Raw genomic sequence first — 13,053 nt, forward strand, 5'->3', positions numbered from 1 at the left:
TTTCCAACCCTGATTTTTGTCAAATCTAGCTTATCGCCGGCGTCGCGTCGATTCTATTTGTCCTGTTGGGGAAGCCTTGGCCTGGCCGCGGCAGGCTCCAGCGCGGCGCGCGGCCACGTGACTTTGGCGATTGCGCCAGTGCGTGGCGGAGAAACATTCATTGTTTCGACTGTAGCGCCCGAGCGCTCCAACAGAGTCTTGGCGATGAAGAGGCCGAGACCAAGCCCTGACTCGGCATCGTTTTTCGTGCGCCGTTCGAGCGGCCGTCCCCGCAGATACGGGTCCCCGAGACGATCAAGAATGTCTGGAGAGTAGCCGGGCCCGTCGTCCTGAATGGCGATCGTCACGTAGCTTGAACTCCACCAAGCGTCGATCTTCACGCGTGAACTGGCGAAGTCCATCGCGTTTTCGACAAGGTTGCCCAGTCCGTAAAGAATCGCTGGATTACGCGCCAGCACCGGCGGGTCGGAGGGTCCGTTTTTGGAAATTTCGACCTCGACGCCGAACTCACGCTGCGGCTCAACCACTTCCTGGATCAGCGTGTCGATCGACAGCAGATTCATCACGCTGCTCTGGTCTGTCGCGCCAAGCGAGGCCAGCTTGCCCAGGATCTCTCTGCAGCGCGCGGTCTCCTGCGCCAGGAGCGCGAGGTCGTCGCGCAGTGCCGGCGCATTCTCCGGCAGGGCATTCTGCAATTCTTTGATGATCAGCGTAATGGTGGCGAGCGGGGTGCCAAGTTCATGCGCGGCGGCGGCGGCGAGGCCGTCGAGTTGCGAGAGGTGCTGCTCGCGCTCGAGCACCAATTCCGTCGCCGCGAGCGCGTCGGCCAGGAGCCGCGCCTCGTCCGACACGCGCGCGGCGTAGATGCCGATGAAGGCGGCGCTAAGCGCGAGCGCCGCCCAAACGCCGGTGCGGTAGAGGAGGGGGAACGTCAACTTTTCGTCGGCATACCAAGGCAAAGGATAATATTCGACCGCGAGCACCGTCGCGACCGCGATCATGACGATGCCGAGCAGCAGCGTCAGGTTGCTCGGCAGCGACACCGCCGAGATGATCACCGGCGTCAAAAACAACATCGCGAAGCTATTCGTCAGCCCGCCGGTGAGATAGAGCAGAAATCCCAGCTGGATGATGTCGTATCCCAGCAGGACGGCGGCCTCGACGTCGCCGAGGCGGAAACTGCGCGGCGTGCCAAAGCGCATGCCAATGTTGAGCGTCGCCGACGCCGTGATGAAGACGAAGCAGAGGCCGACGGGAAAATCGAATCCGAGAATGAAATAGACGCCGATACATGCCGCCGCCTGACCGGTGATGGCCACCCAGCGTAGCATGAGGAGCGTCTCCATGCGCAGGCGCCGCGCGTCGTAGTCATAATCGACAGTTGTCATTTCAGTAATTCCATGGAGCGCTGCTTCCGGCGTGCTTCACAATCCCACGCCGCGCGACGCGCGCCAGATGCGCCACTGTCGTCGCAGCGGCGAGGGATCGCCAAGCGGGCGACACGGATCGTAATCGCTTCGCGCCAGCCGCTCCAGATAAAGTGGAGCGGTGGCGCAGGGGAGCAGCGCGGCGCGGGCGGGTCCGAGATCCGCGGCCAGCCGGCGCGCCTGCTCATAGTGGGACTGCGCCAGTCCGTGCAATTTCTTCACGATCGGACCAAGCTCGCTGCGCCCACCTGACGGCCCGCCGTCCTGCGCGAACGCCTCGTCCGGCAGGAATTTCTGCTGGTGGGGGCCATCAGGAAGAGCGCGCAATATGCGCGTGAGGCCGAGCGCGACGCCCGCCGCATCGAAAGCCCCCGCCGGCGGCGCGTGAAGATCTGCGCCGAGAATTCGCGCCGCCCAGCGAATCGGCGCCGACGCCGTAGCGCGGCAATAGTCTTCGAGCGCCGTCCATGTTGGCATCGCATCGTCGTAGAGATCGAAAATATGCGCCTCCGTCAGCGCGACGAATTCGCTGCGGGGCAAGGAGAATCGCTCGATCGTGTCGATCAGCGCATCGGCCACGGGATTGGCGCGCACGCCTTCGCCTTGCGCGGCGTCGGCTTCCAGCGCGTCGACCCACCACTGAAGCCGCATCTCGCCGAGCAGCGGTTGCGTGACCTTGCCGCTAACGTCCGCCGTTTCCTGGGCGAAGGCGTAGAGCGCATGAATATGCGGGCGCGCGGCCTGGGGTGCAAAGAGGCAGGCAAGCCAGAGGTCGCGATCACGCGCGCGCAGAAGTTCCTCGCACTGCACATAATGCTCCTGCGAGGCGGCGGTCATGATGTCACACGGCGATCAGCAACGCGCCGACACGGCGATTCTCGTCGACGAGAACATTGTAGGTCCGCACGGCGGCTCCCGTCGCCATGGTTTCGCAACCGACGCCCGCCGCGCGCAGCTTCGCGCGCAAGCCGCCGGCAAGCGGCAGCAAATCCTTGCCGGTGCCGACGACAAACACGTCGAGCCCGCCGCTTTCGGAAAGCGCGCTATCGATCATCGAATCGTCGATCTCCGCAGCGCTGGTCAGAGGCACGGCGCGCACGCCCGAGGGCAGCGCGAGAATCGAGCCGCGGTGGGACATGTCGGCGAAGCGGAACCCCCCGCCGCCATAGTCATCGATTTTATGACGGCCGGGCACATAGCCGCCGTCGCTGCTCGTCAAGCCGGCCTCGTCTTGGCGCGTTTGCCGGACGTCTTCCGAGCGGGCGCGGGCGTCGACTTCGGCGGCGCGGAGACGGGCTCCTCCGTAAACTCCTCGCGCGCGGCGACTGTGTCGGCCTTGCGCTCCGTCTCGTGCTTCTGCGCCGCCTTGTCGGCGTCTTCATTGCGCAGCCCGAGATAGATCAGCATCGGCGAGCAGATGAAGATTGACGAGTAGGTCGCGACGAAAATGCCCCAAATCATCGCGACCGAGAACGACCGGATCACTTGGCCGCCGAAGGCGACGAGCGCGAACAGGGCGAGCATCACGGTCGTCGCGGTCATGATCGTGCGCGGCAGGACGGCGTTGATCGACATGTCGACCATTTGCGCGGTCGGCAGTTTCTTGTATTTGCGCATGTTCTCGCGAATTCGGTCGAGCACCACCACGGTTTCGTTCAACGAGTAGCCGACGATGGTCAAGATCGCCGCGATCGATGTGGTGTTGAATTCGAGCTGCGTGATCGAGAAAAAGCCGACGGTGAGCAGCAGATCATGCATCGTCGCGATCACCGCGCCGATCGCGAATTGCCACTCGAAACGGAACCAGAGATAGGTCAGCACCGCGATGATCGACAGCACGACGCCGAGCGTGCCGGACTGGACCAATTCGTTTGAGACGCGCGGGCCGACGACCTCGACGCGGCGCAAATCATAGTATCCGCCGACAGCGCCGCGCACGCGCTCCACCGCCGCCTGCTGGGCGACGTCGCCACCGGGCTGCAGACCGAAGCGCAATGTGGCGTCTGCCGGATTCCCGAACGCCTGCACCTCGATGTCGCCGAGCTGGAGGCCTTCGCCAAGCGTGCGCAGCGTCCCTACTTCCGCGGCGCCGGATTTGGCCCGCAGTTCGATCACCGTGCCGCCGGCAAAGTCGATGCCGAAATTCATGCCCTTGAAGACAAAGAGGGCGACCGCGATCAGCGACAGCAAAGCCGAGAATGGATAGCTCACGCGGCGGAACCGCATGAACGGGAACTTGGTGTTCTCCGGAGCGAGGCGCAGAAGTTTCATAAATGTCGACCCTTCAGATCGGCAGTTTTGTCGGCCGCGCGTAATGATACCAGACGGCGATCATCATGCGCGTCATGGTCACTGCGGTGACGATGGTCGTCAGAATGCCGAGCGCAAGCGACACGGCGAAGCCGCGCACCGGTCCCGAGCCAAGAAAATAAAGGATCGCCGCCGCGACGAACATGGTGACGTTGGAGTCGACGATAGTCGCGAAGGCGCGGGTGAAGCCCGCGTCGAGCGACGCGAGGATAGAGCGCCCGGCGTGATTTTCCTCGCGTATGCGCTCGTAGATCAGCACGTTCGAGTCGACAGCCATGCCGATCGTCAACACGATGCCGGCGATGCCCGGCAGCGTCAGCGTCGAGCCGAGCAGCACGAGTCCGGCGAAAATGAAGGCGATGTGCACGAAGAGCGCGAGATTGGCGAAGACGCCAAAGACGCCATAAGTGACGAGCATGTAGACGACGACGAGGCCCGCGCCGACATAGGCGGCGCGTTTGCCGGCGTCGATCGAGTCCTGGCCGAGGCCCGGACCGACGGTGCGCTCTTCGACGATGTTGAGCTTCGCCGGCAGCGCGCCGGCGCGCAGCAGGATCGCAAGGTTGTTCGCCTGTTCGACGGTGAAGCGTCCGGAAATCTGGCCGGAGCCGCCGGTGATCGGCGTCAAGATCCGTGGCGCGGAAATGATCTTGTTGTCGAGGATGATCGCGAAGAGGCGCCCCACGTTCTTGGACGTCACTTCGCCGAAAGCCTGCGCCCCGCGGATGTTGAAGCGGAAATTGACGACCGGCTCGCCGCTTCTTTGCTGGTCGAATCCGGGCTGTGCGTCGGTGAGATCCTCGCCCTTGACCATCACCTGTTTTTCGACGCCGAGCTTGCCTTCCTGATCGACTTGATCGAGTTCCTCGATTTCCGACGGATTTTGGCCCGGATCGGCGACGAGGCGGAATTCGAGCTTCGCTGTCTTGCCGAGGATTTCCTTGAGCGTCTCGGGGTCCTGAAGACCCGGCACCTGCACCAGCACGCGGTCGTCGCCCTGACGCTGAATGCTCGGCTCACGCGTGCCGAGGGCGTCGACGCGGCGTCGAATGACTTCGATCGATTGCTCCACGGCCTTGCGCGACTTATCCGTGATGCCCGCGTCGGTGACGGTCACGCGGATGACGCCGTCCGGCGACGCCTCGACGTCGAGCGGCGAGGGCCCGCCCAAGAGAGCGCCGCTGAAGCTGTTGCGCAGCAGCCGCAATTTTGGAAGGACTTTCTCTCGATCCGCAGGGTCGGCGACGCGCACCTGTACGCCGCGCGTGGTCGTTCCGATGCCGCCGGAGATGGCGACCTTTTCTTCGCGCAGGATGCGGCGCACGTCGTCGCGCAGATTTTTCACCTGCGTGCTGATGAGATCCGCCTGATCCACTTCGAGCGTCACATGCGAGCCGCCCTGCAGGTCGAGGCCGAGCACGATGGTCGGAGGCGTAAGCCAGGAGGGCAGGCGCGACTTCAGCTCTTCGTAATGGGACGGCGACAACATGCTCGGCGCGACGACAAGCACCGCAGCGACAGTCATCGCCACAATGGCGAAAAATTTCCAGGTCGAGAATCGCAGCATTGTCCTGCTATCGGCTAGTGATCGAAAGGAGCCGCGTCAGCTCTGTGAGCCGGATCCAGCGTCTCCGGGCTTGTTGTCGCCCGCTTTGCCGTTGCCGGTCTTAACGTCGCTCGACTTGGCTTCAGCAGACTTCGCCGACTTTCCGCCGCTTTTGGCGCCGCCAGTCTTGGCCGCTGGCGGCGTCTCCTCCCTTACGGGTTCGCCCTTAGCGCGCACTTCGGCGACGGCGGTGCGCAGCATGCGCACCCGCACGTTGGGCGCGATCTCGACCTCGATTTCAGCGTCATCGATGGATTTCGTCACCTTGGCGACGATTCCGCTCGTGGTGACGAGCGTGTCCCCGCGTCGGACGTTGCGCAGCTGCGCGAGCTGCTCCTTCTCGCGTCGGGAGCGCGGGCGGATCACCAAGATGTAGACGATGCCCATCACCACGAAGATGGGAATAAGCTGACCCAGCATCTCCGGCATGGTCGGAGGCTGGTGGGCTTCGGGCGGCGTCTCGACGGCTTGACCCGTCTGGGTGGCGGTCGGCGGATGTGGCGGGGTTGGCGACGCCGGCGTTGAAGGCGCGGTCGGCTGGGCCGGCGGGCTCGCAGGAGACTCGGCGGCAGGCGGTGAGGGCGTCTGGGCTTGGGCCAAAGCGTCCGGGATCAGCTTCATCGCGAAAATCTCTTTAAGGGCTCGGAGCCCGGCGCGGATTATTTTCCAAGCGCCGGAATGGGCGCGGACTATAGCCGCTCACTTCACGAAAGCAATGGCGCGCGGCCGACTTCACGCGATGCGCACGCATAAGCGCGAACAACGCGATGTGCGGCCACGCACCGCCCTTCGTCGTAGGAGAGCATAGTGACTTCAAAGCGTCCTAAGGCGCTTTCACGAAGCCGCTCACTTGCGGCGTCGGATTCGGAGCGCTCGCAAATTATAGTAGCGACGCCACATAGCTATGGGGCCATGCCTCAGTCCAAGCTTTTCGCCGATCCGCGGATCCGCGCTGAGCCATTCAATGGAAGGTGGAGCCAATGTCAGCTTTCAAGAATATTTCTCTGGTCGCGGCGCTCATCGGCGCGCTGGCGATGCCCGTTGCGGCCGGCGCCGCTGGCGGCGGCTGGGGCGGCGGCCAAGGCGGCGGCGGCGGCCAAGGCGGCGGCGGCGGCCAAGGTGGGGGTGCCGGCGGCGGTAAAGGTGGCGGCGGCTGGGGCGGCGGACAAGGAGGAGGCGGCCAAGGCGGCGGTATGGACGGCGGCGGCCAAGGCGGCGGATGGGGCGGCGGCGGCCAGGGCGGCGGCGGAAAATGGGGCGGTGGCGGCCAGGGCGGCGGCGGCAAATGGGGCGGCGGTGGCCAGGGCGGCGGCGGCAAATGGGGCGGCGGTGGCCATGGTCCCCATGGCGGCTGGGGCGGCGGCGGTCACCATGGCGGCTGGGGCGGCGGCGGCGGCGGATGGGGCGGTCGCCATGGAGGCGGACATTGGTGGCGCGGACGCTGGTGGGATTACGGCGTGGGCCGTTGCTGGCGCTGGCATCCCTACCGCCAGGCCTGGATGTGGGTCTGCGGCTAACGCAGGATCCTTATGGGCGAAGTTGCTGCGCTAGGCCGCGCAGGAACTCAAGACAGGCTGCCAGTTCGGCGATGTCGATATATTCGTCGGGCTGGTGCGCCTGGTCGATGCGACCAGGGCCGCAGACGACGGCGGCCACGCCCGCGCGCTGAAACTGACCGGCTTCAGTTGCATAGGGGACGGCGATCGTCCCGTTGCGCCGGGCGAGCCGCAGCGCCAGGGTCTCCGCCTCGGAGCCCGGCTGCGGCGCGAGCCCCGGCACCTGATTCTCAATCGTGGTCTCGACGCCGGCGTCTGGAAAGCCGACGAAAGTCGTTCGTCTTAACGCCTCGCAATAGGCTTCCAGCCGGTCGTAGGCGAAATTCGGCGGCGCGCCCGGCAACGCTCGGAACTCCCACTGGAATTCGCAGTCCTTGGCGACGATATTGCGCGCCGTTCCGCCGTGAATCACGCCGACGTGAATGGTCGAGAAGGGCGGATCGAAGCGCCCGCTCGGATCGCCTGCCGCGCGCAGCTCTTCGCCAAGGCGCTCCAACTCGCACACGAGCTTGCAGGCGACATGCACGGCGCTGACGCCGCGATGCAGATTCGCCGAATGGATCTCGAAGCCCCGCACGCGCGTCACATAGGTGGCGACGCTCTTATGCGCGTCGGCGACCTCCATCGACGTCGGTTCGCCGACAATCACGGCTGAGGGGAGTGGCAGGTCCGTCCCGAAGCGCGCGATGACGTCGAGAGGACCAAGACAGGTGGTCTCCTCGTCATAACTCAAAAGGATGTGGATCGGGCGAGACAGCCGCGCCGCCTTGAATTCCGGGATCATCGCGAGGCAAGCGGCGTCGAACCCCTTCATGTCCACAGCGCCGCGCCCGTAGAGTCGCGTCGCGTCGCGCCGCAGCGTGAACGGATCGCCGCTCCAGGCTTGCCCGGCGACCGGCACGACGTCTGTGTGGCCGGACAGCAGCACGCCGCCGTCAGCGTCGGGGCCGATCGTGATGAAGAGGGCGGCCTTGTCGCCGGAGGCGTTCGGCGCGCGCACGAAGCGCACGTCCTGTTCGCGCAGGTACGCTTCGACGAAATCGATCAGCGGCAGATTGGATTTGGAGCTCACCGTGTCGAAGGCGACCAATCGGGAGAGCATATCGATCGCGTCTTCCAGGCGGTCCATCTCGCCGCCTAATTCAGCGTCGGACGCGACAGCGGACTGTCGAGCGAGAACGCGGGCACTTCGACGTCGAAGGTTTCCCCGGCGTCGGTGATCATCCGATAGCTGCCCTGCATCATCCCGGAAGGCGTGCCAAGCGGACAACCTGAGGCATAACGAAACGTCTCCCCAGGCTCGAGCACCGGCTGTTCGCCGACGACGCCCGGTCCGCGCACTTCCTCGCGCCGGCCGTTGGCGTCGATGACGATCCAGTGGCGCGATAAAAGCTGCACTCGAACGCGCCCAAGATTGGCGATCTCGATCGTATAGGACCAGAAGTAGCGATCCTGGTCGGGGTCTGAGCGATCCGGCAGGAAGTCGGGAAGCGCCGTGACCTGAATGTCTCTGGTGATGGAGATGTACATGGATGCAAGATTAGAACGGGCGCCGACAAAGTGAAATGTTTTTGATTGGGCGCCGATCGGCGCGCGAACGATCACAGACTGTGGCCCAATGGCCACACCAACGGCTTTTCGGACTCATTTCGTCGCGCCGCGACTATCCGCGATGCAGTGAATTGTAAATAGTGGGTTGTCAGTTTTGACCGGAATCAAAATGCGGCTCACGACGCTTCGCACGCTACTGCTTATCCTGGCCATGGTCGTCCAGACCGTCGCCGGCGGAGCCGGGCTGGCGCGCGCCGCTTCGATCTCTCCCGAAGAGACGATTGCAGCTCATTGCCAGCAGGTGCGCGCAGGCGAACAGTCCGCGCCTCACGATCAGCTTGGCCATCGGCACAACTGCCAATCCTGCCTCTTATGCGGCGAGCCCCCGCCGGCCTGGGTTTCGGCGGCCTCGGACTATGTCGTCGCGCGGGGCGAATATGCGCTGATCGACGCGCCCACATACGCGGTGCGATCGCTCTCCGAACGATCGTCGCGCGCGCACAGCGCACGGGCGCCGCCCTTCTCACACGCCTGAGGCCGCTGGCGCGCAAGAGCGCGACGTCCGGTTCTCGCCGCTGCTCGAAGCAGCCTCCACGTCACTGGTCCGCGTGCGCGTTGCGTTCAACGTTGCGGCCGCTCTCCCTATGCCGACTGACGTCGGCGTCAAGGAACACCGTCATGATCCGTCGTTCTCGCCTCCTCGGAGGAGCCTCTTTCGCCGTACTCAGCCTACTCGCCCCGTCGGTCGCGGATGCGCAGCAGGCGCTTCCCACCATCAGCGTCGGCGGGGCCCGCAGCCCCGTGCGGCCGGGTCCTGTCGGCAGACCCGTCGGCGGGCAGGGACGCGTCACCACCGCGGCGCCTGTGCCGGGGCCCGCTTTGGCGGATCGTTACGCGGAGCCAACGCCAGCGCCTTTCAGCCGCACCTTGCCGGCGAACATTCCGGCGGTCGTCGAGAGCAGGACGCGCAAAGAGATTCAAAAAACCACAAATATCATGACCTCTTCCGACGCGTTCAGATATATGCCGTCAATTCTCATTCGCGAGCGCTATATTGGCGATCGCAACGCAATCGTCTCGACACGCACCACGGGCACCATTCAGAGCGCGTTGGTGCTTGTCTATGCCGACAATGTGCTGCTCTCGAATCTGCTCGGCAACAGCTTCAACTTCGCGCCGCGCTGGGGCATGGTTTCCCCGGCCGAAATTTCACGCGTCGATGTGATGTACGGGCCGTTCTCGGCGCTTTATCCGGGCAATTCGATCGGCGGCGTGCTGACGATGACGACGCGGATGCCGGACGAATTCGAGGTCCACGCGATGGGCACCGTGGCGGTGCAGCCGTTCAGCCTCTATGGCAGAAAAGAACTCAATCTCGGCGGCGTGACAAATATCCTAGTCGGCGATCGCATCAACGACTTCCGTTACTGGGTCGGCTACGAACACCTGGACAATCAAGGACAGGCGCAAACATTCCCCGGCCTCTTTTTGACGCCGGGCACAGGTTCGGCGTTCTCTGGGGGCTACCAGGACTTCGACCAACAGGGTCGTCCGCGCATCATTACAGGAGCCGCAGGCGCCGATTATGTTCAAACAGACTTGGCGAAGGTTAAAGTCTCTTATGACATCTTGCCGCTTCTGCGCGCCAAATATCAGGTTGGCTTCTGGACGCTGAACAACAACACCACCGTGGAAAGCTTCATTAACGACAGGAACGGCGTGCCGATCTACAACACCCAGAGCGGGCGCGTGCAGCTTGGCCCCTATTCCGTCACGCCCGGCGGCGTCAATCCCGGGCACGGCGCCGCAAACCACCTGATGCAGGCGCTCGAACTCAGACAGGACACCGGCGGGGTCTTCGATTTCGATTTGTCGGCGACCTCATTCAACTTCCTTCGCGATTTCACCAACAATGCGCAATCCTATGGACCGCGCGTCAATAATGCCGGAACCGCCTATAATGTCGATCCGCGCGGGCTGAACACCAATAATGGCGGAACGTTCTGGCGCACCGGCGACGCGCGCTTCATTTGGCGCCCGCCCTACGACATCCTCGGCAAGCATGAAGTGTCGTTCGGCGCCCATGGCGATCTTTATTCGCTGGCCACCAAGCAGACCAGCACCGTGTCCTGGCCGAACAATTATTATCTCGGGATTCAGGCGCAGAACTTCGGCAAAACCGAAACGAAAGGCGTCTATGTTCAGGAAGTCTGGAGGCCTCTGCCGGATTGGAAATTCACCGCCGGCGCACGCGGCGAGTGGTGGCGCGCCTTTGGCGGGATGAACGCGACCGGCGGGTTTGGCAACGCGTCGAACCCGACGGGCCAGGCAATCGTCGGCCTGCCGCTTAGAGCCGCGAACATCACCTATTTCCCGGATTCCTATAAGGGCGCTTTCTCGCCGAAGGCGGCGCTCGAATATTTTTTCACGCCGGAACTCTCTTTGCGCGGCTCGATCGCGCGCGCCTATCGCTTTCCGACAGTCAACGAATTGTTCCAATCCCTGTCGAGCCCAAGTTCGGTGCTCATCAACAATCCAAATTTGCAGCCTGAAATATGCACCTGTTACGATCTGACCGGCGAGTATCGGAAGATCGACGCGTTCGGCGGCGCGATCGGGCTCTTCAATCCGCGCATCAGCCTGTTTCTCGACGATCGCTGGAACGCCATCGCCAGCCAGACCACGCTCTCCATTTTCGGCACGCAGATCTCGCAAAACGCCAATCTCGACAAGGTACGGTTTCGCGGCATCGAGGCGGCGGCGCATATGAAGGACATTCTGGTTCCGGGACTGGATTTCGAGGGCGGCCTGACCTTCACCGACGCAAAAATTCAGAGCAATCTCTCGAGCCGCAATCTCGACAGCATTCTCTTTGCCGGCAACCAGTTCCCTCGCGTCCCCAGAATTCGTTTCCGCGGCGTCGCGAGCTACAGCCCCAATCCCGACATGTCCTTCGCCCTTGGCGCGCGCTACTCGTCCCCGGCGTTCGTCACCTTTGCGAACACCGACTTCAACCACAATAATTACGGCAACGTGGACAGTGAAATCCTCGTTTTCGATATGAAGGCGAGATACCGGCTCGAGCCGAATTGGTGGCTGTCCGTGGGCGTGAACAACATCGGCCGTTGGAAAGCCTATGTGAATCCGAACCCCTATCCGCAGCGCACCTTCTTTATCGCGCTCAACTATGACTTCGGCGGCCCGGACGGATCGGGCGTAACGATCGACCGGGGTGGTTCCGGAGGCACGGCGGCGGTCAGGTGACGCTTGGGCGTTCGCTACTTGGGCGTTCGACACTTGGGCGTTCCAAGTTGCGATCGTCCTGCTGAGACGCTTTGCCGCGGCGAGGCGGTCGCCCCAAGATTAACTTGTCGTGGCCTTCGCTTTTTGCTTACATCAGCGCGCGCATGTGAATTCCGCATGCGCGCCGATTCCAGGGCTCAAGACTTTATGCGTCGTAACTGGCTGACAGTTCTGCTGTTCGCGCTCGCGCTGACCGTTCAGGCCTTCGCGCCTGCCGCGGCGCAGGTCGCGTCGCGGATGGGCGCGGGCGACGCCGTCAGCGAATTTTGCTTTACCGACGTCGCCTCGAGCGATCGATCGCAGGCTCCGGGCCACGCAAAGGGCCACCGGGACGTCTGTCTGTTTTGTCAAAACCATTGCGATGGCGTTGCGCCGCTTGCCGCGCGCGTCATTCATCTCGGCAAGGCGCCCGTCCAATGGACAGCGCTTGATTGGACGGTGGCGGACTGCGCCCTGCCGACCCGCCTGCAGGATTATTCAAGACAGGCGCGAGCGCCTCCCGCCAACTCCTGATCCTTCGCACGCTGCCGCGCCGCTTTGCGCTCCCGCCCGGATTCCGGGACCGCGCACAGCATCGGCGCAGCTTAAGGACAATGCCGCGTCAAGCGGCGGGACGGGAGTAAGCGCATGTTTCGTAAACGCAAGCCGAGCGCGAGGGAAAGCCTCGTCGCCGGCGCGACGCTCGAATCTTTGAATGAACGAGAGCGCGCGCAGCCGTGTCATGCGCCGGGCATGGCGGCGCTCGCCGCCATCGTGCCGGCGACGCCCCTGTGGCGCGGCAATGACCAGCGCGTCATTCGCCTCATCGACCTCGAACGCCGCGCGAGATTCTCGCGGCCTTTGACCGACGCGATCTGACCGATGTCCCCGTCGGCGCTCAGGCTCGCTTCGCTGCGTCACGCGCGTGCGCGGCTTGGCGCGACACTGCTGTTCTCGGCGGCGTCGCTCTTTGCCGTCGCGCCGCTCGCGCGTGGCGTCGCCGAGTCTGGCGTCGGGGGGCGTCTCTTCGCTCAACTCTTTATCTGTTTCGCGCCGGGGGCCTCCCAACCCGGCGCGCTTGCGGGGCGGCTGGGCCCCAAAGACGATCGCTCCGCCTGTATCCTCTGTCAGGCGTTTTGCAGCGGTCTTGCGCCTCTTCCGGCGCGGCCCGGCCCGATCGGCGCGACGCCCGTCCCGAGCTTCATGCTCGCGCGGACGGTGGCGGACTGCGTCGCGCCGACGCCCCGTCCCAGCCCAGCTCACCGCCCGCGCGCGCCGCCGGAGGCCTAACGCTGCGTCGCGAAACGGCCTGCGTCGGCGT

Annotated in this window: 14 protein-coding genes; 6 read left to right on the top strand and 8 right to left on the bottom strand. The window is 64.1% G+C overall.

Going from position 1 to position 13,053, the window contains the following annotated elements; all coding sequences use genetic code 11:
- Positions 1-53: 53 nt before the first annotated feature.
- From EHO51_RS05710 to yajC, 6 genes are read right to left on the bottom strand one after another with little or no spacing between them, the layout of a single operon-like run.
- Complete coding sequence (locus tag EHO51_RS05710) at positions 54-1,388, bottom strand: ActS/PrrB/RegB family redox-sensitive histidine kinase (protein WP_124738084.1); 1,335 nt, start codon at positions 1,386-1,388, stop codon at positions 54-56.
- 36 nt (positions 1,389-1,424) lie between these two features.
- Positions 1,425-2,264 carry a phytoene/squalene synthase family protein gene (locus EHO51_RS05715; RefSeq protein ID WP_124738085.1) on the bottom strand — a complete coding sequence of 280 codons (840 nt, stop codon included), beginning with the start codon at positions 2,262-2,264 and terminating at the stop codon, positions 1,425-1,427.
- A 4-nt stretch (positions 2,265-2,268) separates the two neighbouring features.
- Positions 2,269-2,646: an Mth938-like domain-containing protein gene (locus tag EHO51_RS05720; protein ID WP_018408103.1), complete on the bottom strand. Its 378-nt coding sequence runs from the start codon at positions 2,644-2,646 to the stop codon at positions 2,269-2,271.
- The gene (gene secF, locus EHO51_RS05725; protein WP_124738086.1) at positions 2,643-3,698 is read right to left on the bottom strand and encodes a protein translocase subunit SecF; all 1,056 of its coding nucleotides are present in this window, start codon (positions 3,696-3,698) and stop codon (positions 2,643-2,645) included. Before secF ends, EHO51_RS05720 begins: the two co-directional genes overlap by 4 nt.
- Positions 3,699-3,711: 13 nt before the next feature.
- Positions 3,712-5,304, bottom strand: coding sequence for a protein translocase subunit SecD (gene secD, locus EHO51_RS05730; protein WP_124738087.1), 1,593 nt, complete (start codon positions 5,302-5,304; stop codon positions 3,712-3,714).
- A gap of 36 nt (positions 5,305-5,340) precedes the next feature.
- Complete coding sequence (gene yajC, locus EHO51_RS05735; RefSeq protein ID WP_245434765.1) at positions 5,341-5,964, bottom strand: preprotein translocase subunit YajC; 624 nt, start codon at positions 5,962-5,964, stop codon at positions 5,341-5,343.
- Between the two features lie 359 nt (positions 5,965-6,323).
- Between yajC and EHO51_RS21205 the strand changes: the two genes are divergently transcribed.
- Positions 6,324-6,860: a hypothetical protein gene (locus tag EHO51_RS21205; protein ID WP_205788999.1), complete on the top strand. Its 537-nt coding sequence runs from the start codon at positions 6,324-6,326 to the stop codon at positions 6,858-6,860.
- A gap of 10 nt (positions 6,861-6,870) precedes the next feature.
- Here EHO51_RS21205 and argE read toward each other — a convergent pair whose 3' ends face one another.
- The gene (gene argE, locus EHO51_RS05745; RefSeq protein ID WP_124738088.1) at positions 6,871-8,028 is read right to left on the bottom strand and encodes an acetylornithine deacetylase; all 1,158 of its coding nucleotides are present in this window, start codon (positions 8,026-8,028) and stop codon (positions 6,871-6,873) included.
- A gap of 8 nt (positions 8,029-8,036) precedes the next feature.
- Positions 8,037-8,429, bottom strand: a complete 393-nt coding sequence (gene apaG, locus EHO51_RS05750) for a Co2+/Mg2+ efflux protein ApaG (RefSeq protein ID WP_124738089.1) — start codon at positions 8,427-8,429, stop codon at positions 8,037-8,039.
- A gap of 190 nt (positions 8,430-8,619) precedes the next feature.
- On the opposite strand from apaG, the gene EHO51_RS20480 reads away from it, so the two are divergent.
- The 5 genes from EHO51_RS20480 (at position 8,620) to EHO51_RS05770 (ending at position 13,022) form a co-directional block, all read left to right on the top strand.
- The gene (locus EHO51_RS20480) at positions 8,620-8,985 is read left to right on the top strand and encodes a hypothetical protein (protein WP_164479351.1); all 366 of its coding nucleotides are present in this window, start codon (positions 8,620-8,622) and stop codon (positions 8,983-8,985) included.
- A 143-nt stretch (positions 8,986-9,128) separates the two neighbouring features.
- Positions 9,129-11,714 (top strand): TonB-dependent receptor, encoded by a 2,586-nt coding sequence (locus tag EHO51_RS05755; RefSeq protein WP_164479352.1) that lies wholly within the window; start codon positions 9,129-9,131, stop codon positions 11,712-11,714.
- Positions 11,715-11,870: 156 nt separating this feature from the next.
- Positions 11,871-12,266 carry a DUF2946 family protein gene (locus EHO51_RS05760; RefSeq protein ID WP_245434766.1) on the top strand — a complete coding sequence of 132 codons (396 nt, stop codon included), beginning with the start codon at positions 11,871-11,873 and terminating at the stop codon, positions 12,264-12,266.
- A 114-nt stretch (positions 12,267-12,380) separates the two neighbouring features.
- Positions 12,381-12,611: a hypothetical protein gene (locus EHO51_RS05765; protein ID WP_124738091.1), complete on the top strand. Its 231-nt coding sequence runs from the start codon at positions 12,381-12,383 to the stop codon at positions 12,609-12,611.
- Between the two features lie 3 nt (positions 12,612-12,614).
- The gene (locus tag EHO51_RS05770) at positions 12,615-13,022 is read left to right on the top strand and encodes a hypothetical protein (RefSeq protein WP_018408117.1); all 408 of its coding nucleotides are present in this window, start codon (positions 12,615-12,617) and stop codon (positions 13,020-13,022) included.
- Positions 13,023-13,053 lie beyond the last annotated feature (31 nt).

It is taken from the genome of Methylocystis rosea (assembly GCF_003855495.1).
GTDB lineage: Bacteria > Pseudomonadota > Alphaproteobacteria > Rhizobiales > Beijerinckiaceae > Methylocystis > Methylocystis rosea_A.